At 65.4% G+C, this 26,903-nt stretch carries 24 protein-coding genes; 18 read left to right on the plus strand and 6 right to left on the minus strand.

From position 1 onward, the window contains the following. Window positions 1-142: 142 nt before the first annotated feature. The 3 genes from C563_RS0114190 to C563_RS0114200 form a co-directional block, all read right to left on the minus strand. On the minus strand, window positions 143-370 hold the full coding sequence (locus tag C563_RS0114190; protein ID WP_018762732.1) for a DUF2188 domain-containing protein: 228 nt from the start codon (window positions 368-370) through the stop codon (window positions 143-145). Window positions 371-611: 241 nt separating this feature from the next. Next, window positions 612-1,553, minus strand: coding sequence for a carbohydrate kinase family protein (locus tag C563_RS0114195; protein ID WP_018762733.1), 942 nt, complete (start codon window positions 1,551-1,553; stop codon window positions 612-614). Between the two features lie 36 nt (window positions 1,554-1,589). Beyond that, window positions 1,590-2,378: an alpha/beta hydrolase gene (locus C563_RS0114200; RefSeq protein ID WP_018762734.1), complete on the minus strand. Its 789-nt coding sequence runs from the start codon at window positions 2,376-2,378 to the stop codon at window positions 1,590-1,592. A gap of 179 nt (window positions 2,379-2,557) precedes the next feature. On the opposite strand from C563_RS0114200, the gene C563_RS0114205 reads away from it, so the two are divergent. Beyond that, entirely contained in the window at window positions 2,558-3,586 is a 1,029-nt protein-coding gene (locus tag C563_RS0114205) for a hypothetical protein (RefSeq protein ID WP_155845187.1), read from the plus strand. A 90-nt stretch (window positions 3,587-3,676) separates the two neighbouring features. Next, entirely contained in the window at window positions 3,677-4,879 is a 1,203-nt protein-coding gene (locus tag C563_RS0114210) for a chaplin family protein (RefSeq protein ID WP_018762736.1), read from the plus strand. A gap of 172 nt (window positions 4,880-5,051) precedes the next feature. Here C563_RS0114210 and C563_RS0114215 read toward each other — a convergent pair whose 3' ends face one another. Both C563_RS0114215 and C563_RS0114220 read right to left on the minus strand, forming a co-directional pair. Beyond that, entirely contained in the window at window positions 5,052-7,169 is a 2,118-nt protein-coding gene (locus tag C563_RS0114215; protein WP_018762737.1) for a putative bifunctional diguanylate cyclase/phosphodiesterase, read from the minus strand. A gap of 116 nt (window positions 7,170-7,285) precedes the next feature. Continuing rightward, window positions 7,286-7,945 carry a GntR family transcriptional regulator gene (locus C563_RS0114220; RefSeq protein WP_018762738.1) on the minus strand — a complete coding sequence of 220 codons (660 nt, stop codon included), beginning with the start codon at window positions 7,943-7,945 and terminating at the stop codon, window positions 7,286-7,288. 263 nt (window positions 7,946-8,208) lie between these two features. Here C563_RS0114220 and C563_RS0114225 point away from each other — a divergent pair, with 263 nt between their 5' ends. From C563_RS0114225 to C563_RS0114280, 12 genes are all read left to right on the plus strand, one after another. After that, window positions 8,209-9,375: a 4-oxalomesaconate tautomerase gene (locus tag C563_RS0114225; protein WP_255414754.1), complete on the plus strand. Its 1,167-nt coding sequence runs from the start codon at window positions 8,209-8,211 to the stop codon at window positions 9,373-9,375. Further along, window positions 9,372-10,397 carry an amidohydrolase family protein gene (locus C563_RS0114230; RefSeq protein WP_018762740.1) on the plus strand — a complete coding sequence of 342 codons (1,026 nt, stop codon included), beginning with the start codon at window positions 9,372-9,374 and terminating at the stop codon, window positions 10,395-10,397. Before C563_RS0114225 ends, C563_RS0114230 begins: the two co-directional genes overlap by 4 nt. A gap of 19 nt (window positions 10,398-10,416) precedes the next feature. Next, on the plus strand, window positions 10,417-11,100 hold the full coding sequence (gene ligK / locus C563_RS0114235) for a 4-carboxy-4-hydroxy-2-oxoadipate aldolase/oxaloacetate decarboxylase (protein ID WP_018762741.1): 684 nt from the start codon (window positions 10,417-10,419) through the stop codon (window positions 11,098-11,100). Between the two features lie 46 nt (window positions 11,101-11,146). Next, the gene (locus C563_RS0114240; RefSeq protein WP_018762742.1) at window positions 11,147-12,067 is read left to right on the plus strand and encodes an amidohydrolase family protein; all 921 of its coding nucleotides are present in this window, start codon (window positions 11,147-11,149) and stop codon (window positions 12,065-12,067) included. Window positions 12,068-12,096: 29 nt separating this feature from the next. After that, window positions 12,097-13,503 carry an MFS transporter gene (locus tag C563_RS21370; protein WP_018762743.1) on the plus strand — a complete coding sequence of 469 codons (1,407 nt, stop codon included), beginning with the start codon at window positions 12,097-12,099 and terminating at the stop codon, window positions 13,501-13,503. Window positions 13,504-13,661: 158 nt separating this feature from the next. Continuing rightward, window positions 13,662-15,005 carry an ABC transporter substrate-binding protein gene (locus tag C563_RS0114250; protein ID WP_018762744.1) on the plus strand — a complete coding sequence of 448 codons (1,344 nt, stop codon included), beginning with the start codon at window positions 13,662-13,664 and terminating at the stop codon, window positions 15,003-15,005. Next, window positions 15,005-15,898: a carbohydrate ABC transporter permease gene (locus tag C563_RS0114255; protein ID WP_018762745.1), complete on the plus strand. Its 894-nt coding sequence runs from the start codon at window positions 15,005-15,007 to the stop codon at window positions 15,896-15,898. The genes C563_RS0114250 and C563_RS0114255 overlap by 1 nt, the downstream gene beginning before the upstream one ends. Continuing rightward, window positions 15,895-16,734 (plus strand): carbohydrate ABC transporter permease, encoded by an 840-nt coding sequence (locus tag C563_RS0114260; RefSeq protein WP_018762746.1) that lies wholly within the window; start codon window positions 15,895-15,897, stop codon window positions 16,732-16,734. The genes C563_RS0114255 and C563_RS0114260 overlap by 4 nt, the downstream gene beginning before the upstream one ends. Before the next feature lie 41 nt (window positions 16,735-16,775). Next, window positions 16,776-17,858: an ABC transporter ATP-binding protein gene (locus tag C563_RS0114265; RefSeq protein WP_018762747.1), complete on the plus strand. Its 1,083-nt coding sequence runs from the start codon at window positions 16,776-16,778 to the stop codon at window positions 17,856-17,858. Continuing rightward, the gene (gene ggh / locus C563_RS0114270) at window positions 17,855-19,213 is read left to right on the plus strand and encodes a glucosylglycerate hydrolase (protein WP_018762748.1); all 1,359 of its coding nucleotides are present in this window, start codon (window positions 17,855-17,857) and stop codon (window positions 19,211-19,213) included. The genes C563_RS0114265 and ggh overlap by 4 nt, the downstream gene beginning before the upstream one ends. 27 nt (window positions 19,214-19,240) lie before the next feature. Beyond that, window positions 19,241-20,419 (plus strand): ROK family transcriptional regulator, encoded by a 1,179-nt coding sequence (locus C563_RS0114275; RefSeq protein ID WP_026264852.1) that lies wholly within the window; start codon window positions 19,241-19,243, stop codon window positions 20,417-20,419. Between the two features lie 44 nt (window positions 20,420-20,463). Beyond that, complete coding sequence (locus tag C563_RS0114280; RefSeq protein WP_018762750.1) at window positions 20,464-21,204, plus strand: SDR family NAD(P)-dependent oxidoreductase; 741 nt, start codon at window positions 20,464-20,466, stop codon at window positions 21,202-21,204. A gap of 5 nt (window positions 21,205-21,209) precedes the next feature. Here C563_RS0114280 and C563_RS21375 read toward each other — a convergent pair whose 3' ends face one another. Continuing rightward, the gene (locus C563_RS21375) at window positions 21,210-22,106 is read right to left on the minus strand and encodes a glycoside hydrolase family 32 protein (protein ID WP_155845191.1); all 897 of its coding nucleotides are present in this window, start codon (window positions 22,104-22,106) and stop codon (window positions 21,210-21,212) included. A 137-nt stretch (window positions 22,107-22,243) separates the two neighbouring features. On the opposite strand from C563_RS21375, the gene C563_RS0114290 reads away from it, so the two are divergent. From C563_RS0114290 to C563_RS0114305, 4 genes are all read left to right on the plus strand, one after another. Continuing rightward, a complete protein-coding gene (locus C563_RS0114290) occupies window positions 22,244-23,680 on the plus strand; it encodes a GH32 C-terminal domain-containing protein (protein WP_018762752.1) in 1,437 nt (478 codons plus the stop codon). A gap of 65 nt (window positions 23,681-23,745) precedes the next feature. Then, entirely contained in the window at window positions 23,746-25,080 is a 1,335-nt protein-coding gene (locus C563_RS0114295; RefSeq protein WP_018762753.1) for an ABC transporter substrate-binding protein, read from the plus strand. Between the two features lie 9 nt (window positions 25,081-25,089). Beyond that, the gene (locus C563_RS0114300; RefSeq protein WP_018762754.1) at window positions 25,090-25,971 is read left to right on the plus strand and encodes a carbohydrate ABC transporter permease; all 882 of its coding nucleotides are present in this window, start codon (window positions 25,090-25,092) and stop codon (window positions 25,969-25,971) included. Next, entirely contained in the window at window positions 25,968-26,873 is a 906-nt protein-coding gene (locus C563_RS0114305) for a carbohydrate ABC transporter permease (RefSeq protein WP_018762755.1), read from the plus strand. Before C563_RS0114300 ends, C563_RS0114305 begins: the two co-directional genes overlap by 4 nt. The last annotated feature ends 30 nt before the right edge of the window (window positions 26,874-26,903 follow it).

A 26,903-nucleotide genomic window follows, 5' to 3' on the forward strand; every position in this document is an offset into this window, starting at 1 on the left:
TTCCATGCCGGGATCGTCCACCGGTCCAGCATCCCATACCGGCGTCGCCGCACGGGGAGAACACAGGAGGGCCGGCTCAAATCCATGAACCGGCCCTCCTTGCCTTCCCCGGCACCGCGGCGTCACGGGGAAGGTGAACCAATCAGCCCGGGACGTTCCGGGGATCGTTGCCGTAGCTGTACTTCTCCCCGATCTGGCCATCCTGGTTTTTGATGACGTGTTCCACCTTGTCTGCTTTCGCGGCGTCGCGACCGGCGGCTACCGCCTCTTCCTTGATGCCGTAGCCGGCACCAAACGCGCGGTCAGCGCCTTCGCGCTTGTTCTTCCACTGGCCGTCTTCGTAGTACGTCTCGATATCGCCCTGAGCCATTGCACACTCCCTCTGCTGTTTGGTTCCAAGACGCCTGCTGCGCAAGCGCGGAAAGCGAAGAGCCCCGCAGTACATGTTGTTGTAGAGCGGGGCCTTCGTGGCAACCACTCCGCCTGTTGGGGGGCCGGCGGAGGAGCTGACACCAAAATAATAGAAAGCATGCTTAGTTTTCAAGCCGGCAGAGAACTCCTGGGAGCGCCGCTTCCTGCCGTGGCCGTACTACAACCACGAAGGATAGCGGCTACCCGCCCACCGCGTTCAGCTCGGTTCGGGTGGGCGGGTTGGCGCCCGGGCGCGACACCGTGACGGCAGCCGCGCGGGCCGAGTGCGCCAGGAGTTCGGCCAGCCCTTCGGTGGGCAGGTCGCGCAGTTCCTCGCGGTTCTGCGCGCCGTCCAGCTCCCGGTCAACCAGGCCGGAGAGGAGCGCGGCCATGAACGAGTCACCGGCGCCCACGGTGTCCGCCACCTCCACTTTGGGCGCGGGCACTGACGTTTCGCCGGCGCGGCAGATACCCCAGGGCCCGTCCGCGCCGCGGGTGACCACCACCAGGGCAGGGCCCTCCTCCCCGCCAAGCGCCAGCCAGGCGCGCGCGGAGTCCAGCACATCCTGGCCGGGGTAGAGCCATTCCAGATCCTCGTCCGAGGCCTTGACCACGTCCGCCAGGCTGACGAACTTCTCCGCCTGCCGGCGCGCGTAGTCCACATCGGTGATGATGCTGGGGCGGCAGTTGGGATCGAAGCTGATGATGGAGGACGGGTGGGCATGCTCGACGGCGGCCAGCACCTCGGCGGCGCCCGGCGCCAGCATGGTGGCAATGGAGCCGGTGTGCAGAAGCGTGGTGCCCTGCAGCATGAAGCCGAGCCGGTCCACGAGGCCGGGCAGCTCCCAGGCGAGGTCGAACGTGTAGGTGGCGGCGCCGTCGTCGTCAATCAATGCGGTGGCAACGCTGGTAGGCAACTCATCCGGAGGCAGCGGCAGCATCACGGAACTGGCGCGAAGGTGCGCAGCCACAGAATCGCCGTAGGCATCCCGGCCGTAGCGGCCGATGAACTGCACCGGATGGTCCAGCCGGGCCAGGCCGACCGCGACGTTGAGGGGGCTGCCGCCGACGTGCGCCTCGATTCCCGAGGCACGCTGGACGACGTCGACAAGGCCTTCGCCAATAACTGTGAGCATGGTCATACTCTGCCAGAAAGCGGGCCGGCTCAGCAGTTCATGTCAGCCCAGGAGCCGGGCCGCCAGTTCGCGGCATACCGCATACGCCGGGGACTTGGGATTGATCAGGTCGAAGTGGTCACCGGGCACCATGACCAGGTGCGCCGGCACGCCTCCGGCCCCGCTTGCGTCCACGTACAGCGCCGACATGGCCAGCGGCACGTCGTCGTCCGCCTCTGCATGCACCGCGTAGACCGGCACATCCAGCGGCAGGGCGGCCATGGGGTCGGCGCAGCGGTAGCGTCGGGGAAATTCCGACGACGATCCGCCAAGCAGGTTGGCCACCGCACCGTTGCTGAGGTTCAGGCGTTCGGCCTCGGCCAGGTTCAGGACGCCAGATTGGCTGACCACCCCGGCGAGGCGGACGCCGCCGGGGTCTGCGAGCTCCGCGCCCGGACCCGGCCCGGCCAGGTGCCCGCGGCCCGCCGCCCAGACGGCAAGGTGGCCGCCGGCAGAATGGCCCACGGCCACCACTTTGCCGAGGTCAAGCGAGTGCTGCCCTGCCAGTTCAGCGAGTTTATCGATCCCGGCCAGGACATCCTGGAAGGTGGCAGGCCAGCCGCCGCCGTTGCCGGCGCGGCGGTACTCCAGGTTCCAGGCGGCCATCCCATGTTCGGCAAGATCTACGGCAAGCGGCTCCCCAAGTTCTGCCCCGTATGTTGAGCGCCAGTAGCCGCCATGGATCACCACCACTACCCCCCGAAGCTGCCCGGCCGCGGGAGGATCTGGCAGGAAGAGCTCGCCCCATTGGCTGGGGTCCGCGCCGTAGGAGTACTTCAGCCGCTGCACCATATGCCAGAGACTACAGGGACCGGGCGTGGGCGGAAGCCGCGCCGGCGACAGCTGCAAACGATCCGGCATAAGCGAAAGTTCCCTCTTGCTTAGTTTTTCTATTTGCTGGACTTGGCCTAAGACCTGTGCCTATGCTTGGTGCTGCTTGTAAGAGCAATCTCTGGGGGGAGGCGTTCTGAGTGAAGTCACATCATAATCCGTGGGCTTTTCTCCGCCCCCTCCTGCTTGCCCTCGCCGCTACTGCCGCCTGGGTAGCGTTGTCCGCCGGAGGCGCTTCTGCTGATACCGGTGCGGACGATTCGGACTCCCGGCATTCCATGCTCGGATCGGTCGGATCATCCCTTCGCTCCGTCACCACCACCGTTGCGCATCAAGCCAAAGGTGCCTTGGAACCGGTGGAGGCCACCCTCAAGGGCGGTCCGGACAATGCGCCTGTCGCGAGTGTTCCGGCGTTGATCCCCGCGCCATCCCTGGGCCCGGCGGTGAAAGACGTCACCGGACTTGCCGACCAGGTGGTGCAGGCCGTTCCCGTCGTCAACCGGGTAGTGCCTGCCGGGACGGTGGGCACGGTGGTGGACCCGGTTGCCGGCACTGTCGATACCGTGCTGGACCGTGCGGTGGGAACCGTGGCCCCAATTGCCGGCGCTGTTCTTGAGCCCCTTGAGCCTGTTGTGGAACCTGTCATCGACGCTGTTCCCCTTCCCGGCGTTAACCCGGCTGACTCCGGCCCGGTTCCCCCCGTGGTCACCGACGCCATCGACACTCTCACCTCTGATCCGGCGTCGACCCCCGCTCCTTCCGTGCCCGGCCTTCCGCAGGCAGGCCACGAAGCGGATGCGTCTGTCACGGTCGCAAACGCCGATGCCGCCGGCACCGCGCCGGGTCGAGCCGCGATGATTCTCGGAGACGCCCTGCCCGGAACCGGCCAGGCCTGCGACACCCGAATGAATTCGGTGGCAAACGCCCCGGCACTTGCCGAAGCCGGCCCGGACCACGCACCAATCCATGAACCTTCTGATTCCCTGCCGGGCGTGCCGGGTGCCACTACCGGCGGAAGCAGCTCCTCCGGGGGCAACGGCCCGGCCGTCCCCGCATGGCTCAACGCCCACCAATTCTACGTTCCTGCGGCGGGTACCGCCGCCATCGAGGGCCGTCTGCTCGCAGCCCCGGCACCGGTGTCCTTCGACCCCGGATCTTCCCCTGATTAGTTGAGGCCCCTCCGCGCACTCACGTGCGGAAACTGAGCCATTTCCGGGCCCAAGAAGTATGCCCAATTCAACTTTTCAGGAGAACTTAAAATGATGCATCGCAACATTCGCAGGTGCCTGCTCGGCACCGCATTTGCCGGCGGACTGCTGGCCTTCGGCGGTGTCGCCGCCAACGCAGCAGACACCACAACCTCGGGAAATGACGGGCTACTTTCAGGCACTCAGGTGGTGGCCCCGATCAACATCCCGGTCAACCTCGGAGCCACTTCGCTGGGACTTGTTGGCGACTCCGCAGCGAGCACACAGAATGCCGGAGCACCGGCAGCCCCCGCTCCAGCGGCGACCACCACTGGTAGTGACAGCATCGCGTCCGGAACCCAGGTAGTGGCGCCGATCACCGTTCCCATCACGCTGGGGGCAACCTCGGTGGGCGCTGTTGGCGACTCGGCAGCAAGCACCCAGGACCCCGCCACTTCGGGCACGGCACCGGCAGCCCCGGCGCCCGCGGCGACCACCACCGGTGGTGACAGCATCGCATCCGGAACCCAGGTAGTGGCGCCTGTAACTGCACCGATCAACCTCGGGGCCACGTCCGTGGGCCTCGTCGGTGATTCAGCTGCAAGCACCCAGAACCCCGCCACTTCGGGCACGGCACCGGCAGCCCCGGCGCCCGCGGCGACCACCACCGGTAGTGACAGCATCGCATCCGGAACCCAGGTAGTGGCGCCTGTAACAGCGCCGATCAACCTCGGGGCCACGTCCGTGGGCCTGGTCGGGGATTCAGCCGCAAGTGTTGAAGGCGCCGGCACCACAGGCACCACGACGGCGCCCGCTGGACCCATCACCACCGGCGGAACCGACGGACTCCTCTCGGGAACCCAAGTGGCGGCCCCGATCACTCTTCCAATCTCCCTTGGTGCCACCTCCGTGGGCGTGATTGGTGATTCGACAGCCACCGTAGTGAACCCTCCGGTTGTCACGCCGCCTGTTGTAACTCCTCCTGTGGTGAACCCCCCGGTGGTTACTCCTCCGGTCGTGAATCCTCCGGTAGTTACCCCTCCGACCGTCACCACCCCGACGGTCACCACTCCGTCCACCGAGGGTCCGGCGGCCCAGCCGGGGGCCGGCGCTGCTGACATCCGCGCCGCAGCGGCTCCGATGCAGGCCAACTATGCTGCAGCCCCGACGGTCCTGGCCAACACGGGGGTGAACACCGGCTTGTTGCTGGTGGGCCTGCTGTTCCTGGCCTTCGGCGGTCTCCTCACCCTGGTCCTGCGTCGGAAAAGGGTCTAATCCCGGTCATGGCGTGAATCGTCTACGCACCTGAGAAGACGCCGGGAGTCCAGGAATTACAGTGGACCCAATCCGGCCAGGAAGGATGAATGGTTACAGCTGTGGCGCCGGGCGGTCGGGACAACGAACCGCTCGGCGCCGCTGCACGACCCGGTCCGGTCCCCCGGAGCCGTTAGCCAGGCGGACGCCTGCGGCCCTTCTTGGTCAGGTATGGAAGGGCCGCCTGGACATCACGGAGTGCCTGGGGGCGGCCGTAGAGATACCCTTGCCGGTAGTCGCACCCAATTCGATTCAGGTAATCGGCCTGCTCGTTGGTTTCGATCCCTTCGGCGGTAACCGCCATGCCAAGGTTGTGCGCCATGTCCACCATGGAGACCATGATTGGCGAGTGGTAGGCACCGCCGGTGATGAGCCGGGTAAAGGACTTGTCGAGCTTAACGGCGTCCACAGGCAGCTCGTGCAGACGGCCAAAGGATGAATAACCCGTACCAAAATCGTCCACGGAAATCCTAACGCCCCGGCGACGAAGCTCCGCCAACTGCGTGATGACTTCGGTCTCCTCACCGAGAAACACACTCTCGGTGACCTCAAGAACCAGTTGTCCCGGATCAACCCCGGCGGTCTGCAAAATCCGCAGCACCGATCCCGCATACTCCGTGTCACGGATTTCCAGCCCCGAAACGTTGATTGCAATGCTGCGCCCGGCATCTTCCGCCAGCCATCCGGACATGTCCGTGCAGGCCTTGGTCAGCATGGCCGCACCGAGGTCCCGGATGAGGCCCGTGCTTTCGGCATGGGAGATGAAGTCGGAGGGCAATCGCAGCTTGCCCTCATGCTGCCACCGGGCCAGCGCCTCCAGCTGGACCACTTCCCCGCTGCGCGCCACCACCACCTGATAAAAGGGGACAACGGCGCCCGTGGCAAGTGCTTTTCGGAGGTTCTCCTGCAGTGCAGCGCGCTCGATGAGCTTGCTCATCATTTCTGGCTGGAAACTCACGAAACGGCTCTTGCCCGCGGCTTTTGCCGCATACATGGCGATATCGGCCCGCCGCAAGAGGTCCTCGCCGCTATCGCGCCCAGGACAATCAGTACCGGACCGTGCTATCCCGATACTCAGGCTCGGCGTGATCTGGACACCCCCCACATCTATGGGTCGACGGGACAGATCTACGAGCCTCTCCGCGATACTGTCCGCGTCGCAGCCGTCTGGGATGATCACGACAAACTCGTCGCCCCCTATCCTGGCGACAATGTCGTCGTTACGGATAACGCCACGGATACGTCGGGCGAGCTCGATGAGCATCCGGTCTCCGGACTGGTGCCCATAGACATCGTTGACCTCTTTGAAATCATCCAGGTCCAACAGCAGCAACGCCGCATGCTGCGGACCGCCGGAGCTGCATGCCCTTCGCAATTCCTCATTGAACAGCGCCCGGCTCCCCAAGCCAGTCAGTGGATCGGTAAACGCGAGCCTCCTCAGGTCATCTGCCCTTTTGGCCAGGTCGCGCATGGCTTGATCGGCCTTGACCTCAGCCTGCCGCTTCGCAGTAACGTCCCGGAAGCTCCATACCCTCCCGACGATTCGATCCCCAATCATCTGGGGGCGGGAAAAACGCTCGAAAACCCTGCCGTCCTTGAACTCCAAAACATCCAGGCTCTCTGCCTGGGGCTGGTCATAGAGCTCCCGGACCTTGGCCAGGAATGCGTCCGGTTCCTCCAGCTGCTCTACCACCAGATCAATCACTGCTTGATCGTCGTGGGTCGCCAGCATGGTGCGCGGAATCCTCCACATAGACGCAAAATTTGCGTTGATGCCGGTGATCCGGCCATCCACTCCAACGACCAAGAGCCCGTCAGCAGTAGACTCAAGCGTCGCGTTTAGCAGCGAGACGAGATTCTGCAGCTCTGCCGTTCCACCCTCATGGTCCCGCAGTTCACGAATGGTGAGCACCACGTACGGGTCCCGGCTCGATCCGCCGAAGCCGACTTCAACCGTAAAGCTGTGGCCCCCTACCCACTGTCCACGCGTATGGAAAACGTCGGGGTCGCCTGCGGGTTCATTTGCCCCGGCGACACCCGTGGTTGTTTGCATCTTCCACTCAGGAAGCAGGGACGTGACAGGTACTTCGTCAAGCTCTCCCGGGCCGCGCCCGAACAGTTTTTCCGCGGACGGATTCGCCGAGACGATAATCCCGTCTTCCCGCCTCAGGACGAGAATGGCGCACCGCGCCAGCTCAAGTACCTTCATGGCCGAAAAGGCGGGCCGAACAGCTGCCGCGTAACTGTCCATAAACCCCTCACATCCTCGAATCAGTTGCTGTCCAAGGTAACTTACTCCCGGGTAACCATGTGTGCCGGGTCCTCAGCACGCGTGGCGGGACCGCACGTTGTGCGGGGTGGCGCGTCCTAGGTGTGCGTTGAGCGGATGACGTCAGCGACGCTCTCCAGGTGCACCCGCATCGCGTCAGCGGCGGCATCCGGATTGTGCGCGCAGACAGCGTCGATGATCGCGAGGTGTTGGGGCAGCGAAACTGCCGGCCGGCCGGGCTGCCGGGCGAGCCGGAACTGGAAGCGAACGGCCTGGCCGCGGAGCCGGTGGATGGTAGCTGCGGCCGTTTGCTGTGCGCTGATGTCGATGACCCTGGCATGCAGGATCTGGTTGCACTCCGAATAGGAGTCCCGGTCACCGCGCTCCACGGCGTCCTTCATCCGCCCGGCAAGCTCCTGAAGTTCGGCCGCTTCACCCTCCGTAATCCGTTCGGCCGCCTTCCGTGCGCAGAGCGCCTCGAGGGCGGCGCGGACCTCGGTGATCTCCACCGCCTCTTCCACGGAAACAGCGCGCACACGGGCGCCGCGGTTCTGGACCCGCTCCACCAAGCCTTCGACCGTCAGTTCCGCCAACGCGGCCCGAATGTTTCCCCGGCTGGCCCCATATTCGGAGGCCAAGTCCGCCTCCACCAGACGCTGGTTTGGCACCAGGTCTCCGCCCACGATGGCGGACCTCAGTACATCCACCAGTTCGGCAACCGTAAGGGACCGGCCCGTGATGCCTTCGAGGGTTTCCATGCCTTGCCACCTCCGTGCGCTTGTCCAGGGCAAGCAATATTGTCAACAACTTTGTACCAGCCTACTTGCCCCTCCATCCAGGGACATCCACCCCTAAAGAGAACCGTCAACATAAATGTAGAAGAAATTGTTGACAATCTCGAATGTAACTTGGTTCACTTGAGGCGACGGCGCCGCTACCGAGGGCGCCCTCCCACATCACCGAAGGACAGACCATGGATGAGGGCATTCCCTTGACGGCGAGCGCGGGCCGTGTGGACCCAGTGGCGCCGCATACCAAGCATGCTCACGTCGGACAGCCAGACGGGGGCCAAACCCCCGTACCCTGTTGGCTTATGCGCGGCGGGACGTCGAAGGGCCCGTTCTTCCGTGCCACCGATCTCCCGGCCGACACAGCCACCCGGGACGCGGTCCTGCTTGCTGCCATGGGCTCGCCGGATCCGCGACAAATCGACGGACTGGGCGGCGCCCACCCATTAACCAGCAAAGCCGGTATTGTCTCGATCTGTGATCGGGATGGGGTGGACCTTGAGTTCCTGTTTGCTCAACTCCAGCCGGACAGCAGCCAGGTGGATACCACGCCCAACTGCGGTAACATGCTGGCGGCCGCGCTCCCGTTCGCGATTGAGTCAGGACTTCTAACTCCCGACGGCGACACCACCACGGCGCGGGTCCTCACCGTGAACACCGGCATGGTCGCCGAGATTACAGTCCGGACGCCCATGGGGCCGGCAGGACGGTACGTCGAATACGCCGGAGACGCCCGGATCGACGGTGTTCCCGGCACGGCCGCGCCAGTGACCATCAACTTCCTGGACACGGCGGGCTCGGTCTGCGACTCACTGCTGCCCACCGGCAACCTCCGCGACACCGTGGATATCGCCGGGGTGGGGGCGGTGGAGGTGACCTGCATCGACAATGGCCAACCGCTGGTGATCATCAACGCCGGTGACCTGGGCCGCACGGGGCGGGAGTCCGTCGTCGACCTTAACAAGGACACCGAACTCAAGGGCCGCCTTGAGGACCTGCGGCTGGCATGCGGAAAACTCATGGGCCTCGGCGACGTGACGGGCAAGAACTACCCCAAAATGACCCTGGTCTCAGCGCCGGCCTCCGGCGGTGCGGTCAATACCCGCAGCTTCATCCCGCACGTCTGCCATGAATCCATCGGCGTGCTCGCCGCGGTCACGGCCGCCACCGCCGCAATCCTCAAAGGGACTGTGGCGCACGACGTCGCCGTACTGCCAGAGGGAACCGCGCCCACGGTCGCAGTTGAACACCCCAGCGGTGAATTCACCGTCGAGCTCGGCCTGGACGCCCACGACCCCACCAAAGTGGTCAAATCCGCGCTGATCCGCACGGCCCGGCTTCTCATGGCGGGCGCCGTCATGGTCCCCGCCCATCCCTCATTCCAGGAGCACACACTGTGATTATCGACATCCACGGCCACTACACCACGGCGCCGGCCGCCCTGGGGCAGTGGCGGGACCGGCAGGTCGCCGCACTGCAGGATCCCGCCTTGGCGCCGTCCCCGGCAGATTTGAGAATTTCCGACGACGAACTCCGGGAGAGCATCGAAGCGAACCAGCTGCGGCTCATGGACGAACGCGGGATCGACCTCACCGTCTTCTCGCCGCGGGCTTCCTTCATGGCACACCACATCGGTTCCTTCGAGACCTCGGCCGAGTGGGCGTCGATCTGCAATGAGCTCTGCTACCGGGTCAGCCGGCTCTTCCCGGACCGGTTCGTCCCGGCCGCGATGCTTCCCCAGTCCCCCGGCGTGGATCCGGCCACATCCATCCCGGAACTCACACGCTGCGTTGAGGAATACGGAGCCGTGGCCTTGAACCTGAACCCCGACCCTTCCGGCGGGCACTGGACCGCTCCGCCGCTGACGGACCGGTACTGGTACCCGATCTACGAAAAAATGGTCGAATTCGACATCCCCGCCATGGTCCATGTCAGCACGAGCGTCAATCCAGCCTTCCACACCACGGGCGCGCACTACCTCAACGCCGATACCACCGCCGTCATGCAACTCATCCAGGGCGACCTGTTCACCGACTTCCCCACCCTAAGACTCGTCATCCCGCACGGCGGCGGTGCCGTCCCGTACCACTGGGGACGCTTCCGGGGCCTGGCCATGGCACTGGGCAAACCGGCCCTCGAAGAACACCTGCTGCGCAACGTCTTCTTCGATACCTGCGTCTACCACCAGCCCGGGGTCGATCTGCTCCTGGACGTCATCCCCACCAGGAACATCCTGTTCGCCTCCGAAATGATCGGCGCCGTCCGGGACATCGACCCCTGCACCGGCCACAATTTCGACGACACTGCCCGCTACCTCGACGCCGCCGGGCTGAACGAAGCCGACCTGGCCGCCGTCCACGAACAGAACGCCCGCACCGTCTACCCCCGCCTCAACGCCCTGCTCAAGCAGCAGGGCCGCTAGCCATCCCAGGAGCCCGAACATGCAGGAACTCGGCGTGGTCCACACCACCATCACCCGCGCAGCGGAACAGGACGTCAAAGCCCTCTCCGCCTTCGGCGTCAGCACCATCCACGAAGCCATGGGCCGGCTGGGCCTCATGCGCCCCTACCTTCGCCCCGTCTACCCCGGCGCCGCCATGTGCGGCACCGCCGTCACCGTGCTGCTCCAGCCCGGAGACAACTGGATGATGCACGTCGCCGCCGAACAGGTCCAGCCCGGGGACGTCGTGGTGGCCGCGTGCACCACCGAAAGCGAAGACGGCTTCTTCGGCGACCTGCTCGCCACCTCACTCAAAGCCCGCGGCGCACGCGGATTGATCATCGACGGCGGCTGCCGCGACGTCGCCGCGCTGGAGGAGATGGACTTCCCGGTCTTCAGCCGCGCCATCAACTCCAAAGGCACCGTCAAAGCCACCCTCGGATCCGTCAACATCCCCGTTATCTGTGCCAACGCCCTGGTCAACCCGGGCGACGTAGTGGTCGCGGACGTCGACGGCGTCGTCGTCGTCCCCGCCGCGCGCGCCGCGGACGTCGCGGAGGCTGCGCGGAAGCGCGAAGACAACGAAGAGGCGAAACGCCTCCGTTTTGCCAACGGAGAACTCGGACTCGACATTTACAACATGCGCGGACCCCTCGAAGAGGCAGGCCTGCGCTATGTCCACTGACGCACGCGGGACTGCCGCCCATTCACCTGCCGGCCAAAGGAACCCCATGGACAGCACCTTCACCAAGTCACCCGGCTGGCTCGACTGGTACAGCAACCCCTCCACGCCACGCTTCACGCTTCCGGCGGGCACAGTGGACGCGCACTGCCACGTCTTCGGGCCCGGGAACGAGTTTCCGTTCGCGCCGGAGCGGAAGTACACGCCCTGCGACGCCGGCAAGGACCAATTGTTCGCCCTGCGGGACCACCTGGGCGTCAGCCGCAACGTGATCGTGCAGGCCACCTGCCACGGCGCCGACAACAGCGCCATGGTGGACGCCGTCCGAGCCTCCAAGGGCCGCGCCCGCGGAGTGGCCACCGTCCGCCCGGACATCAGCGACGCCGAGCTGGAACGGCTGGACGCCGCAGGGGTGCGTGGTGTCCGGTTCAACTTCCTGAAGCGGCTGGTCAACGCGGCACCGCAAGAGGAACTGGCCGCAATCGCCCGCAGGATCGCCCCGCTGGGCTGGCACGTGGTCATCTACTTCGAAGGCCAGGACCTAGAAGGGCTGGAAGGTTTCTTCGGTTCGCTGCCCACGCCGCTGGTGGTGGACCACATGGGGCGCCCCGACGTGGCCAAACCGGCGACCGGGCCGGAGTTCGGCAGGTTCCTGCGCTTCGTGGAGAACAATGACGTCTGGGTCAAGGTCAGCTGCCCGGAACGGCTCAGCATCTCCGGTCCGCCCGCGCTGGACGGGGAGCCCGCCCCGTACCGCGACGTTATGGCGTTCGGCCGCACCGTCGTCGAGGCATTTCCGGACCGTGTCCTGTGGGGAACCGACTGGCCACACCCGAACCTCACGCACCACATGCCGGACGACGGACTCCTGGTGGACTACATCCCGCACGTGGCCACCACCCCGGACCTCCAGCACAAACTCCTCGTCACCAACCCCATGAACCTCTACTGGCCCGGCGAAAACGCCTAGCCTGCCTCCCTCTTGCCCCAAGGATTTCAATGATGCATTCCAACGCCGCCAACCGCCTCGACCGGTTGCCAATTTCCAAATTCCATAAGATCGCCCTGGTGGCCGTCTCGTTCGCCTACTTCTTCGAGTTCGCCGACATCAACAGCTTCGCCACCACCGTGCCCAAACTGATCAAGCTGTGGGGTGTCAGCGTCAACGAGGTGGCATACGTGACGTCCGCTTCCTTCGTTGGCATGTTCTTCGGCTCACTCATCGCCAGCTGGATGGCAGACCGCTGGGGCCGCAAGAATGCCCTGGTCATCACCACCCTCTGGTACGCGTCCTTCTCGCTGGTAGCCGCGTTCTCCTGGGACATCGTGTCGCTGGGCCTCTTCCGGATCCTCACCTCGGCCGGGCTCTCCGCCATGACCGTGGTGGCGGTCATCTACGTCAACGAACTGTTCCCCGCGGCCAAGCGCGGCAAGTACCAGGCATATGCGATCGTCATCGGCATCTGCGGGACACCGGCCACCAACCTCATCGCCAGCCTGGTGGTCCCCCTGGCGGACTGGACCTGGCGGCTGGTCTACGTATGGGGCGCACTGGGCATACTCTTCATCCTGTTCACGCGGCGGCTCAAGGAATCCCCGCGCTGGTATGAAAACAAGGGCGACTACGCCAAAGCAGACGCCATCCTCAAGGAAATCGAGGCCACCGTCAGCGCGGAGAAGGGAGCCCTCCCCGCGCCCGCCGCCCCGGTCGAAACTCCCGCCGCCGCCAAGGCACCCCTGACGCTGCTGCTGCAGAAGAAATACCTGGCACCCACCCTCCTCCTCACCGTCCTCTGGGTCACCCAGACCATCGGCTTCTTCGGCTACTCCAGCTGGGCACCCACGCTGCTGGCCAAGGAAGGCTTCAGCGTTGAAAACTCCATCTTCTACGTGGCACTGACCACGGTCGGCGCACCCCTCGGCTCCTACCTCGCGTCCCTGGTCACGGACCGCTTCGAGCGAAAGTGGTGCCTGGTGGTCTTTGGCACCATCATCGCCGTATGCGGCCTCCTCTACGGCCTCACGTTCAACCCGGTGCTGATCGTCCTGTTCGGCTTCCTGGTCAACCTGTTCGAGCGCGGCTACACGGCACTTGCCTACGCCTACTCGCCCGAACTGTTCGACACCAACGGACGCTCCATGGGCACCGGCGTATCCTACGGACTGGGCCGGCTTTCCAATGCTGCCGGTCCGCTGATCATCGCTGCCCTCTATAACGGCAGCGGCTACCAGAGCGTCTTCTTCTTCATCGCCGGCACCTGGCTCTTCGGCGCCGTCGCCCTGGCCATCTTCGGCCCCGCAACGCAAAAGGCCCGCTTGTTCGCGGCAACGGGGGCAGACCCCGCAGCCGGGCCGGTGAACGGAACCGCCGCAGTCAGGACGCACGACGGCGGCATCCGCCACTAATCCGCGCGATCCAGAGCCCGGTGCCGCACGGCGGCACCGGGCTCTTTCCGTTAACTCCGGGGGCCGCACGCTCCCCACGGAGGGTTGACACTGCGCCACTTATGTCTAATGCTTAAACGAAAGTTTGTGCAGTGGCGCACATCCGATGGGAGCAGTCAATGACAGACACCACATTCCACCCCCGGCGCAGTGCCGTTTCCCGCAGAAGCCTCCTCCTGGCCGGATTGGGAACGGCCATGTCAGCGCCGTTCCTGGCATCCTGCGCGGGGTTCGACACCAGCGGCGCGGCCGCAGGCCAGGGAACCGTAGGGTTCCTGTCCACCCAGTTCACCCCGGTGGAAGAAAAGCAACGGTACGAAGCGGTCCTCAAGAAGTTCGCCAAGGTGCCCATGGCCTACAACTCCGTGGACCCCGGCGTTTTCTCCTCAACGGTGAGCACCCAGGCGGCCGCCGGGAACGTGAAAACCTCCCTTCTGGGCGGCCTGCACGGTGAACTGGCCCCGCTCGCCGACTCCCTCGAGGATGTCGACGCCCTCCTCCGGGACCTGGCCGGGCGCGGGTTCACCAAGGAAATGCTTGACCTCACCAAGGTGGGCGGCGCCACCTCGCGCTATGTCCCCTGGATGCAAGCCACCTACGTGGTGGCCGTGAACAAGAAGGCCCTGGAGTGGCTGCCCGCCGGCGTGGACGTCAACGACCTGACCTACGAGGGCTACCTGGCCTGGGCCAAAGCCGCCAAACAGGGTGCCGGCAGGCCGGTATTCGGGATGCCCGCCGGCCCCAAAGGCCTGCACCACCGCTTCTACCAGGGGTTCCTGCTGCCCAGCTTTACCGGCGGCCAAATCACCACGTTCCGCAACCAGGATGCGGTGGCCGCGTGGTCCTATATGCAGGAACTGTGGTCCGCCATGGCCCCGGCCTCCACCAACTACGACTACATGCAGGAACCCCTGGCCCGCGGCGAAATCCTGGTCGCCTGGGACCACGTTGCACGCCTGGTCAACGCGCCGGCAGACAAACCCGACGACTGGCTGATGGTCCCGGCGCCCCGTGGGCCGAAGGGGCGTGGATACATGCTGATCATCGCGGGTATGGCATTGCCCAGGAACGGCAAGGACCGCGATCTTGCCGAGAAGGCCATCCGGGCCCTGACCGAGCCGGCCTCCCAGATCGAGACCCTGCGCAGCAACGCGTTCTTCCCTGTGGTCCAGACCGAACTTCCCTCGGACCTGACCGGTGCCATCGCGCTGGAGGCCGCAGCGGTACGCCGGCAACAGCGATCCGCCGGGGCGTTGCTGGCACTTCCGCCGGTAGGGCTGGGCGCCAAGGAAGGGGAAGTTTCACAGATCTTCAAGAACTGCTTCCAGCAGATTTGCCTGGAAACCCGGCCCATCCAGCAGGTCCTCGATACGCAGGCAACCCAGCTGAACACCATCCTGAAGGGCCTGAATGTTCCTTGCTGGGCGCCCGATCCGATCTCGATGAAATGCGAGGTAGCGTAATGGCCGTAGAGGCACCCCCCACAGCAGCCGCAACAGTTGCTCCACCGCGGCGGCGCAGGATACCGCCCGCGGTCCTGCTGATTGCCCCGTCCGTCATCTTCATGGCCCTGCTCCTGGGCTGGCCCGTTATCCAGGGCGTCCTGCAGGCCTTCAAGGATGACCAGGGCTTCACCCTCGAGTTTGTCAGCCGCATGGTGCAGGACCCGTACTTTTGGCCGGCAGTCCGCAACACGCTGCTCCTGATCGTTGTGATGATCCCCCTGCAGTTCGCGCTTGCGATCGCCATGGCCCTGATGCTGCGGAGCAATCCGCGGCTGCACAAGGTCCACTTCTTCATCTGGGCCATTCCCCTGGCCCTCAGCGACCTGGCGGCCGGTTTGGTTTGGCTTGCGATCTTCAACGACCGCGGATACCTGAACTCGGTGCTCTCATGGATGGGCCTGCAGGGCACTTCGTGGCTCGCCTACGACAACCAGACCAGCATGTTCATCTGCGTCCTCATCGCCGAACTCTGGCGGGCAACCTCCCTGGTGCTGATCATCGTCGTCGCCGGGCTCCAAGGCATCCCCAAGGACTACGACGAGGCCGCGCAGGTATTTGGTGCCACGTTCTGGCAGCGCCTGCGGCACGTGACCCTGCCGCTGCTGAAACCCAGCCTCCAGGTGGCCTTGATCCTCCGGACCATCCTCGCTTTCCAGACGTTCGCCGTGGCGCAGGCGCTAACCGGCCAGAATTTCCCCCTGGTGGTGGGCGAAACGTACCGCTGGTACACCGGGCTGCAGAACCCCAACGTGGCTGCCGCACTGGCCCTGGTCATCCTCGTCGTCTCGATGGCCACGTCGATCTTTTACCTGCGGGCGCTCCGCGACAAGAACCAGGGAGGACTCCGATGAGCCCCACAGTGGACACCATACCCATCGCCCGGCAGAAGCGGAACCGGTTCCTGCTGCAGGCGGCATGCATCGCCGTCTCGCTGTTCATGCTGATTCCCATCTACCTGATCTCCCTCGCAGCGCTTTCCACCAGGGCGTCGCTCAACGATTTTCCGCTCTCGCTCCTTCCCACCAACCTCTCCGTGGAAACGCTCAACGGCTTCCTGGGGGCGACGGGCATTTTCGGGGCACTGGGGAACTCGCTGATCGTCGGGGCCGGAACGCTGGTCCTGGCGGCGCTGATCGGCGTACCCGCGGGATACGCGCTGGCCCGCTTCAGCTTCCGAGGCAAGGATCCCTACCAACTCTTCCTGCTGTTCACCCGTGCCCTGCCGATCGTGGTGCTGTCCGTCCCGCTCGCCAGGCTCTTCCTCACGGTGGACATTTACGACACGACCTATGCAGTGATCCTCCTGCACACCGCACTGGCGCTGCCCACCACAATCCTGATCTCCGCCAGCGTTTTCCTCAGCGTTCCCATCGATGTCGAGGAAGCGGCACGCCTTTTTGGCTGCTCACCGCTCGGCGCATTCGGGCGGGTGGTGCTGCCCATGGCACTGCCGGGCCTCGCCGCGGCGTCGATCTTTACCTTCGTCATGTCCTGGAACGAAGTGCTGGGTGCGTCGATCCTCACCCTTGACCACCGCACCCTCCCCGCCCAGGTCCTCAGCTCATTGTCCGACTCCCCGCTGGCGTACCGGTTTGCGGGCGGTTTTGCCCTGGTCATTCCGTCCATCATCTTTATCGCGCTGATGCGCCGCTACCTCACCAACATGTGGGGCTCAACCATCCGTTAGGCCGCGCCGGCCTGCCACCACTTTCCCCAAAGGAGCCGATTGTGGCTGATATCCAGATCTCCAACCTTGTTAAGACGTATCCGGGCGGATCCGAGCGCGCCACGGACGATGTGTCCCTGTCCATCCGCGACGGCGAGTTCACCGTCCTGCTGGGACCGTCCGGCTGCGGGAAGACCACGTTGCTGCGGATGATCGCCGGACTCGAACTTCCGGACTCCGGCTCGATCTCCATCGGCGGCCGTGACGTCACCTACCTGCCGCCAAACAAGCGCAACCTCTCCATGGTGTTCCAGTCCTACGCTGTGTTTCCGCACCGCAAGGTCCGCTACAACATCGGCTTCGGGCTGCGGATGGCGAAGGTGCCGGCCGACGAGATTGAGCGGAAGGTCCAGTGGGCCGCCGACCTTCTCCAGCTGGGTCCATACCTGGACCGGCTTCCGGCCAACCTCTCCGGCGGACAACGGCAGCGGGTGGCCGTGGCACGGGCCATCGTGATGGATGCCGATGTGCTGCTGATGGATGAACCGCTGTCCAACCTCGACGCCCTGCTGCGCCTGACCTTCCGGTCCGAGCTGAAGAAGATCGTTCAGGACCTCGGCACCACAACGGTCTACGTCACCCACGACCAAAGCGAGGCGTTGTCCCTCGGCGACCAGGTGGCCGTCATGCGCAAGGGCCGCATCGTCCAGCTGGGAGATCCGCTGGACGTCTACGACGCGCCTGCCGACCAGTTCGTGGGCGGCTTCATCGGGTCCCCGCCCATGAACTTCCTGGATGCCGCGGTCAGCCACGACGGCGGCACGCTGGTCCTGGGTGAACAGCAGCTCATGGCGCCGTCCATCCTGCGCTCTTTTGCGGGCAAGGACGTTCTCCTGGGCGTCCGGGCGGAGAACGTGACAGTCAGCAACCAGCGCTCTTCAGGCGACGTGGCGGCCACGGTCCTCGTCGTCGAACCGATGGGATCCACCGTCCTGCTCACGGTGGATGTGGACGGCCACAGCCTCAAGGTCCAGGCACCGCCCACTTTCAAGACGGCTCCCCGGCACACCATCTGGCTGGGCTTCGCCCCGAACACTATGCGCGTCTATGACCGCGAAACATCAATGGCACTGGAGGCCAAATGAACCCGACCCGCTCCCTGTCCAGTGAAGAACTGCGCTCAGCCGCCATCGACGTCCTGAAGATCAACGACCTGGGCACCATGACCAGCGCGGCCCCCAACCTGTACCCCCATATGTGGAGCTGGGACGCGGCATTCGTTGCCATCGGGCTTGCCCGCACCAACGTCCCCCGCGCCGTCACGGAACTGCGCAGCCTGCTGGGCGCGCAGTGGTCCACGGGGATGATTCCGCACATCGTCTTCAGCGACAATGACACCGGCTACTTCCCGGGCTTCGACCGGTGGGGAACAGCAGACGCTGCAGCACTGCCCGCAGGAATCCGCAGCAGCGGCATCTGCCAACCGCCCGTGCACGCCATCGCCCTGCGCCACATCGTTGACCGCGGGCGGGAAAACGGCGGCGCCGACCAGGAAGCGGCCGAGGAGTTCCTGGCCGAGTCCTTTGACGGTTGGCTGGCGTGGCACCGGTGGCTGGCCACGGTCCGCGACCCGGACGGTGTGGGCCTGGTCGAAATCCACCACGGCTGGGAATCGGGCTTCGATAATTCACCCCGCTGGGACGGCCCCTACTCAAGGATCGCGCCGGGGGCCGTTCCGGCCTATACCCGCCGGGACGTCCTGCACGTCGCGGACGCCAGCGAACGGCCCGACGACGCCGAGTACACCAAGTACCTCTGGCTGGTGCAGCAGATGGCAGAGGTTAAATTCGATGACGCCGCAGTGCAGGACGTGGTCGATTTCCGGGTCCGGGACGTCTTCTTCTCCGCCATCATGGCGGCGTCCAGCGAGGTCCTCGCCGGACTGGCCATGGAACTCGGACGCGAACAGGATGCCTTGGAGCTCCAGGGAATGGCGGCGCGGTTCCGTGCGGGGGTGGCGTCCACGGTGGACCCGGAAACCGGGCTGGCCAGGGACTATGACGTGCTCGCCAAGGAGTGGATCGGCACTGAGACGGTTTCCGGCTTCGCCCCCCTCGTCGCCGGCGGCGATCCTGCCCTCCTCGCGGCCCAGCGCGACCTCCTGCGCGGACCGCGCTGGATGGGCTTCCCGGAGCTCCGGTTTCCGCTGCCCCCTTCGACCTCGCCAACCAGCGACGCGTTCCGGCCGCGGACCTATTGGCGTGGACCGGTATGGCCCTTCCTGAACCTGCTCCTGGGCTGGGCCAGCGCCCGTGACGGTGCCACGGGGCTCTTCGCGGAGCTCCGGTCCGCATCACTTCAGCAACTCTCCGACCTGCAGTTCGGCGAGTACTACGAGCCCTTCACCGGCGAACCGCTGGGGAGCCTCGCCCAGGCATGGACAGCGGCAGCAGCCTTGGAGTGGATTGGAACCGCGCGGGAGGACGCGTCGGGCAAGTAGGCTTGTGGACCGGGAGAAGGGGGCCGCGTGACCGTTGAAAGAGTGCCTGCCAGCTTGGGTGGAGCGACGTCGCACGGACACCTGCTGGAGCTGATCCGCGCCGCGGACGGATTGTCCCGCCAGCAGCTCCTTTCCACCACGGGGATGTCACGGGCCACGTTGTATGAACGGTTGGATACCCTCACCCGCCGGGGCTACATCTATGAAGCAGAACCGCTGGATTCAACCGGCGGACGCCCTTCGCGGAAGATCCGCTTCGAAGACCGGGGCCGGGTGGTCCTGGCCATCACGCTCGGCCAGACCCACGGCACCGTAAGCATTGCCGACACCACCGGCAGGCAATTGCGCTCCGTGACCAGGGGGCTCGACATCAGTGAGCCCGCCGCGTCCGTCCTGGATCCGTTGATCCAGGACGGACGCGCGCTGCTGGCGCAAGGCGCGGGTGAGACCCTCCTGGGCATCGGCGTCAGCCTCCCCGCGCCGGTGGAGGCAGTCACCGGATTCGTGAAACACCCAACCACCATCCCAGGCTGGGCCCCGGACTCGGTGGTGTCGGCCGTGAAAGCGGCATGGGATCTGCCCCTTGTCATCGAAAATGACGCGCGCGCCGCCGCCCTGGGCGAACGGAACAGCGACACCGAAACGGTTGTCTACGTGAAGGTCGGGACGGGCATCGGCTGCGGCATCGTGGTGGAGGGATCAATCCTCCGGGGCGCCCACGGGTCGGCCGGCGACATCGGCCACATCCGGATGACACCGGACGGGCCGCTGTGCCGGTGCGGGCGCCGCGGCTGCCTCGCAGCCTACAGTTCCGGCCGCGCCATCCAGGACCAGCTCGGTCATCTGGACTTTTCGACGGCGGGCCAGGTACGCGATGCAGCGATGGCCGGAAACGCCGAGGTGCTGAACGCCCTCGACTCGGCTGCGGACGTCCTGGGGCAGGCACTTGCCGCCACCGTCACCACGCTGAACCCGGACCGGCTGGTACTCGGCGGGCAGTTGGGTTCCCTGGCAACGTTCGTGGAGCGGGTGGGCCGCCGGGTCCTCGCCGACGTCGTTGACCGGATCGCCGAAGGCATGGTGGTGGAAGCAGGCCACCCGGAAGACCTGGCGGCCTGCCACGGACTCACCACACTGGTGATGCGCGACATCTTTGCCCCCCGCGCCGTTGACCGGATGTTCTCGGATGTGACGGCCCTGGCGTGACGCCTGGGCCGTCACGCCTCCCACCATCGAAGGAAAGGCTGACCGTGGCACGCATCTTCATCACCGGCTCCACTGACGGGCTGGGCCTGGCGACGGCGGAGACGCTGCTCCGGGACGGCCACGAGGTGATCGTGCATGCGCGGTCCTCCCGTCGGCTCCCCGCAGTACAGCACCTGCTGGACCGCGGGGCGCAGAGCGTCGTCGGAGACCTGGCCGTCCTGGCGGACGTCAGGCAACTGGCGGCGGACGCCAACGGAATCGGCGACATCGACGCCGTCATCCACAACGCCGGCGTACTCAGCGGCCCGGCGCTGCTGCCCGTCAACGTGGTTGCCCCTTACCTGCTGACGGCCCTCATGCCCGGTCCGCGCCGCCTGGTCTACCTGAGCAGCGGCATGCACCGGGGCGGGGACGCCGGCCTAGGCGGCCTGGACTGGGAAGGGCGGACGACGACGGCCTCCTACTCCACCACCAAGCTCCAGGTCACTGCGCTGACCTTGGCGCTGGCCCGGCTGGTGCCACACGTCGCCAGCAACGCCGTCGACCCCGGCTGGGTGCCCACCCGGATGGGTGGCCGGTCGGCGCCTGACAGCCTGGAACTGGGCCACCGCACCCAGGAGTGGCTGGCCACCAGCGATGATGCGGAGGCCTTGGCCAGCGGCGGCTACTGGTTTCACCAGGAGCGGCAAACCCCGCATCCGGCAGCCGGCGACCCCCGTTTCCAGGATGCTTTGCTGGCGCAGCTCGCGGACTGCACCGGCACCACCCTGGAAGCGCTCAGCTAGACCGTTCAGAAGGCACGGATGGTGATTCCGGAAAAGACGGCCGGTCCCCCGTCACTGTAGAACGAGATGCCGGTATCGCCGCCGGTGAACTGCACCTGCTGCGACAAAACCGTGTGCCCGGCGTTCACGAACACCTCCACGCTCTGGGTGTCCACGAAGATGCGCAGGTGCACGGACCTGGCGGCGGCGTCAATGGGGGCCGCGGCACGGGTATACGGCACCAGTGAGTAGCCGGCAAGGTCCGAGGGTGCGCGGTCGACGTAGAGCTCAGCACCGTATTTGCCGATATTTGTGTGGCGGGCACCGTCCGCGGAGCGGCCGACGGACACGCCCACGCCCAGCGCGTGGTTGGGGTAGTCGAAGTTGCGTTTCAGCTGCCAGTCCCGCAGGTTCACGGATGTGTAGAAGGCGGCGTACCGGGCGCGGCCGATCACGCACACCCATTCGTTGCGGGCAGCGTCCCAGTGGATCTTGGGGTCCCGGAACCATTCCGCGTTGTCGATCTCTGCCTGTGTGGTGGCCGCCCGGCCGTCCGTGTTGACGATTACCGGGTCCGCGAGGGCCGTGAACGTGTAACCGCCGTCGGTGGACCAGTAGAGGTATTGCTCCTGGTATTTCCTGATGCCGTCCGTGGGCTGCGTGGCGAGCACGACGATCGCTCCGGCGCCGAAGCCTGCGGTGTTGGCGGTGTCCACCACTGCGGATCCGGACCACACGGGAAAATCGGGCTGCAGCGGCAGCGCCACGCCGTGATGGGTGAAGGCCACGGCGTCGGTGGTGCTGGCATGGTCCCACCCGCCCTGCCCGTTGTTTTGCGTGGAATGCAGGTAGTACAGGTGGTGGGCCCCGTTGACGAATACCGGCCGCTGGGGGTCGCACAGCCATCCCGATGGCGGGGTCATGTGGAAGACCGCGCGCAGGGAATCCCGGGCGGCCGTGGGCACCTCGGAAAGTATTTTTGCTAAAACGCTTGATCAGCGCCTGCTTTCACGCTAGCTTCTAGGTGATCAAACGCTTTAGCAGAACGACATCACCGCTGATGAGCTACCCAGTCTTCTTCCAGCCCGCCGATGCGTGGGTTGGAGACCTTATCCCCTTCCAGAAGGATGGCGAGTTCTGGCTCTTCTATCTTCATGAAGTGCGCGCCGATCCGAAGCCCGGTACGGCGTGGAACCTGGTGACCACCAAAGACCTCACGCAGTTCCAGGACCATGGCGTGGCCCTCCACCACGGCACCGCAGACGACCTGGACTTCAACTGCTATACCGGCAGCATCGTCGCCGACGAGTCCGGCGTCCACCACCTCTTCTACACCGGCCAGAACCCGGCCAACCTCGGCCCCGGCGGCCTGCCCCTGCAACTGGTCATGCATGCCACCAGCACCGACGGGATGGCCACCTGGACCAAGCACCCCGAACTCACCTTCGGCGCCCCGGACGGGTACGATTCCGCAGACTGGCGGGACCCCTTCGTCTTCCGCGATGAGGCAGCCGGCGTGTGGCGAATGCTCCTTGCCGCCAGGCACTCCACCGGACCGGAACGCCGCCGGGGCGTGATCGCGCAGTGCGTCTCCACCGACCTGATGACCTGGTCCCACGCCGAACCCTTCTGGGATCCCCGCCGGTACATCACCCATGAGTGCCCCGACGTGTTCCAGTGGGGCGGCTGGTGGTACATGGTCTACTCGGAGTTCTCCGAAACCTTCACCACCCGGTACCGGATGGCCACGAGCCCCGACGGCCCGTGGACCGTTCCGGCCCGGGACAGCATCGACGGGCGCGCCTTCTACGCTGCAAAAACGGCGGAGCGGGACGGCAGGCGGTTCTTCTTCGGCTGGATCGCCAGCAAGGAAGGAAATTCCGACGACGGCGCCTGGCAGTGGGCGGGCACCATGGCCGTGCTGGAGGCCCGCCAAAACGCCGACGGGACGTTGGCGTTCGGGTTCGCCGACGAACTGGTGGACAGCTTCTGGGACAACGTCCCGCTTGAGCTTGGAAGCGGGCTGCCCCTCCGGCTGGACGTCCCGGACGGCTACGCTGCCGCCATGTCTGCGAATCCGATGCCCACGCAGTTCTACGCCAAGGCGGTGCTGGACATCGGCCCCGGCACCACGGAATGCGGGCTGCTGCTGCGGTCGACCGCGGACGGCGACCACTCCTACGTCCTCCGCCTCGAACCGAAACGCGGCCGCCTGGTGTTCGACCGCTGGCCACGAGCCGTCACCGGCGACGCCCAATGGCACGTCTCGGGCGACGTCCCGTACGCCATAGAACTTGAACGCCCGTGCGACCTCGCACCCGGACGCCACACGCTGGAAGTGGTGGTGGACGGCGATCTGTGCGTCGCCGTCGTGGACCGGCAGGTGGCCCTGAGTACCCGCATCTACGACCTCCCCACCGGTGCACTGGGCGTGTTCGCGGGCGAAGGTTCGGTCACTGTCACAGATCTCGAAGTCCGCAAGCGCACCGACAACTGAATACCCATCCTCCATTCCATCCGACCCGTTCCAACGATCCGTTCAATCAAGGGAGATTGCCCCAAATGAAAAACCTGCTCCGCGCTGCCGCCGTCGCAGCCGCCACCGCCCTGGCACTGACCGCCTGTGGCGGCGGCAGTTCCACGAATTCCTCCGACGTCAGCCCCACCGGCGAGATGAAGCCCCATGAAATCTCCTGGCTCCTCTCCCGCCCGGCAGATGGCGCCGTCATCAACATCATGAAGAAGCTGGCCGACGAATACGCCGCGGACCACCCCGGCTTCAAGCTGAACCTGATCACCACCCCTGACCGGCCCTCCTACATCCAGAAGCTTGAGACCCTGGCCGCGGCCAACAAGCTTCCCGAACTTTTCGACACCGATGCCACCCCGTTCGCCCAGCAGCTGGCCAAACAGGGCAAGATGCTCGACGCCGAGAAGCTGCTGAAATCCCTGGACATCTACGGCAACTACCGCCCCGGGGCACTGGACTACCAGCGCTTCGACGACGGCTCCCTTTACATGATTCCGTTCCAGTTCGAGCTGGAGTTCATGTGGTACAACAAGGCACTGCTGGCCAAGGCCGGCGTGGCCGTACCCAAGTCCCTGGACGATATCCCCGCCATGTGCACCGCCCTGCGCAGCAAGGGAATCACCCCCATTGCCATCGACGGCCAGGACCAATGGCCGCTGGAGCGGTACGTCGCCTACCAGCCGTTCCGCGAAGCCGGCCCCGGCTTTGTGCAGAAACTGAAAAAGGGCGATGCCAAGTTCAGCGATGCCGCCGGGCAGAAGACCGTCAACTGGATGGCCGAACTGGGTAAAGCCAAGTGCTTCCAGGACGGCTTCTCCGCCCAGGGCTACTCCGACGCGCAGAACCAGTTCACCTCCGGCCAGGCCGCCATGTACAACATCGGAACCTGGGAGCTGCCCAGCCTGGCCACCGACAAGCTCAACCCCGCCGTCCGCAACGACGTCGACTTCTTCACCCTGCCCACCACCGCAGGATCGGTGACGGCGGCGAACGAGTTCGTCTCGCCGTCGGGCATTGGCATGGCCGTCAACGCCAAGACCTACGATCCCCTGGTCAGCGACTTCCTGAAGTTCGCCCTGAAGAAGTACCCCGCCCAATACGCGGCCACCGGCGCACTGTCGCCCACCACCGACGTCCAGACCACCGTCCCCGCCAACGCCACGCCGCTGTTCCAAAAGGCCCTGGACCAGGCAAAGGACCTCGGGTCCAAGCAGGCCATGCCGTGGGACACCCAGCTGGACCCCACCACCAACGGCCGGCTCCAGCAGGAACTGGTCCTGCTGGTCCAGGGCGAGGTCACTCCCCAGCAGTTCACGGAAACCCTGGACAGCACCATCGCCCAGAACGCCCCCAAGTTCTTCAAGTAAAGGTCCGCCATGCTGCCCAACAGGTCACGGACATCGGTCCTGGTCTTCCTGCTCCCGCCGCTGCTGCTCTATGGCGCTGCGGTCCTCTTCCCCATCCTGCAGTCCCTGTTCCTGAGCTTCTTCTCCTGGAACGGCATCAGCGAGATGGAATTCGTCGGCCTGGCGAACTACATCCGGATGTTCGTCGGCGATGACATCTTCTGGCGGGCGTTCCTGAACGCGCTGATCTACCTCGCCATCTGCCTGGTGCTGCAGCTCGGGGGTGCCCTGGCAGTCGCCAGCCTCCTTACCTCCCTCCGCCGCGGACGGGAGCTCATCAAGACCCTCTACCTGCTGCCGGCCGTGATTTCCACGGTGGCCATTGCCTTCCTGTTCGTCCGGATCTACTCGCTGGAACCAGTGGGGCTGCTGAACCAGCTGCTCCACTGGATCGGACTGGGCAGCCTGGAACGGCCGTGGCTTTCGGATGTGAACACGGTCCTGGCGGCCGTGTCCGCACCGGAAGGCTGGCGGTTCACCGGGTTGTACATGCTGATCATCTACGCGGCACTGCTCGCGGTGCCCAAGGAACTGGAGGAAGCGGCCGTCCTGGACGGCGCGTCCCGCTGGACCCTGTTCAGCAAGATCCGGTTCCCGTACATCCGCCCGGTGTGGATCACCACCACCATCATGGCCACCACGTACGGCCTGCGGGGGTTCGACATCCCCTACCTGATGACCAACGGCGGTCCGGGGCAGTCCTCCGAACTGCTCACCACCTATATGTACAAGACGGCGTTCACCAGCACGGACTTTGGCTATGCGAGCACCATCTCGGTGTTTATCGTCATCGAGTGCCTGGCCGCCGTCGGCCTCATCCTGTTCCTGCTGAAGCGAAAGGCAGACGCATGATCACCCAGGCAGCCCCGCCCGCCCAGCCGCCCGCCGTCGTACCTCCCACGCCCGCCGTGAGGCGCCGCAAGCGCCGGCCGGACCTGTTCCGCACACTCTCCCGCGTGCTGATCACGCTCATCGTGATCGTGCAGGTGTATCCGCTGGCCTGGCAGTTCCTGACCAGCCTGCGCAGCGAACACGACTTCGCCACCGGCGACCCCTTCGCGTTGCCGAGTTCGCTGACGTGGGAGAACTACGCCCGGGCCTTCGAAACCGGCGACCTGGGCCGGAACATCCTGAACAGCTTCGTGGTGACCATGGGCGCCAACGTGCTCATCGTCCTGCTGGGGATGATGGCCGCCTATGCCATTCAGGTGCTGGGGTTCCGGCTCAGCAAGCTGGTCCGCGGGCTGTTCCTCATCGGCATCATCGTCCCGGTGCAGATCGCCCTGGTTCCGCTGTTCATCGACTACTCGCAGGTGAACCTGCTGGATACGTACCAGTCGATGATCATCCCGCTGGCCGGTTTCTCCCTGCCCATGTCCGTCTATCTGTTCTCCTCGTTCTACGAATATATTCCCAAGGAGACATATGAGGCGGCATCCCTGGACGGTGCGGGACCGTACCGGATCTTCGGCCTGATCACGCTGCCACTGTCAGTGAACACGGTGGTCACCGTGGTCCTGGTGAACAGCATCTTCATCTGGAACGACTTCATTTTCGCCAACACGTTCGTGCTCTCCGAGGACCTCAAGACCATCCCCCTGGGCCTGCAGAACTACATCGGCGCCATGGGCAAGGTGGACTGGACGGCAACCTTTGCGGCCGTGTGCGTGACCATCACCCCGCTCCTGCTGGTGTTCCTGGTGCTCAACAAGGCCATGATCCAGGGGCTCGAGAGCGGAGCGACCAAGGGATGACGGCACCTGCTGCTGGATATACTCCTGAAG

The sequence above is a fragment of the Arthrobacter sp. 135MFCol5.1 genome (genome assembly GCF_000374865.1).
Classification (GTDB): Bacteria; Actinomycetota; Actinomycetes; order Actinomycetales; family Micrococcaceae; genus Arthrobacter.

Coding starts and splice junctions, on each gene's coding strand:
- C563_RS0114190 (WP_018762732.1), bottom strand. CDS start 370: ATGGCTCAGGGCGATATCGAGACGTACTACGAAGACGGCCAGTGGAAG.
- C563_RS0114195 (WP_018762733.1), bottom strand. CDS start 1,553: ATGACCATGCTCACAGTTATTGGCGAAGGCCTTGTCGACGTCGTCCAG.
- C563_RS0114200 (WP_018762734.1), bottom strand. CDS start 2,378: ATGGTGCAGCGGCTGAAGTACTCCTACGGCGCGGACCCCAGCCAATGG.
- C563_RS0114210 (WP_018762736.1), top strand. CDS start 3,677: ATGATGCATCGCAACATTCGCAGGTGCCTGCTCGGCACCGCATTTGCC.
- C563_RS0114215 (WP_018762737.1), bottom strand. CDS start 7,169: ATGGACAGTTACGCGGCAGCTGTTCGGCCCGCCTTTTCGGCCATGAAG.
- C563_RS0114220 (WP_018762738.1), bottom strand. CDS start 7,945: ATGGAAACCCTCGAAGGCATCACGGGCCGGTCCCTTACGGTTGCCGAA.
- ligK (WP_018762741.1), top strand. CDS start 10,417: ATGCAGGAACTCGGCGTGGTCCACACCACCATCACCCGCGCAGCGGAA.
- C563_RS0114240 (WP_018762742.1), top strand. CDS start 11,147: ATGGACAGCACCTTCACCAAGTCACCCGGCTGGCTCGACTGGTACAGC.
- C563_RS21370 (WP_018762743.1), top strand. CDS start 12,097: ATGATGCATTCCAACGCCGCCAACCGCCTCGACCGGTTGCCAATTTCC.
- C563_RS0114250 (WP_018762744.1), top strand. CDS start 13,662: ATGACAGACACCACATTCCACCCCCGGCGCAGTGCCGTTTCCCGCAGA.
- C563_RS0114255 (WP_018762745.1), top strand. CDS start 15,005: ATGGCCGTAGAGGCACCCCCCACAGCAGCCGCAACAGTTGCTCCACCG.
- C563_RS0114260 (WP_018762746.1), top strand. CDS start 15,895: ATGAGCCCCACAGTGGACACCATACCCATCGCCCGGCAGAAGCGGAAC.
- ggh (WP_018762748.1), top strand. CDS start 17,855: ATGAACCCGACCCGCTCCCTGTCCAGTGAAGAACTGCGCTCAGCCGCC.
- C563_RS21375 (WP_155845191.1), bottom strand. CDS start 22,106: ATGACCCCGCCATCGGGATGGCTGTGCGACCCCCAGCGGCCGGTATTC.
- C563_RS0114290 (WP_018762752.1), top strand. CDS start 22,244: ATGAGCTACCCAGTCTTCTTCCAGCCCGCCGATGCGTGGGTTGGAGAC.
- C563_RS0114295 (WP_018762753.1), top strand. CDS start 23,746: ATGAAAAACCTGCTCCGCGCTGCCGCCGTCGCAGCCGCCACCGCCCTG.
- C563_RS0114300 (WP_018762754.1), top strand. CDS start 25,090: ATGCTGCCCAACAGGTCACGGACATCGGTCCTGGTCTTCCTGCTCCCG.
- C563_RS0114305 (WP_018762755.1), top strand. CDS start 25,968: ATGATCACCCAGGCAGCCCCGCCCGCCCAGCCGCCCGCCGTCGTACCT.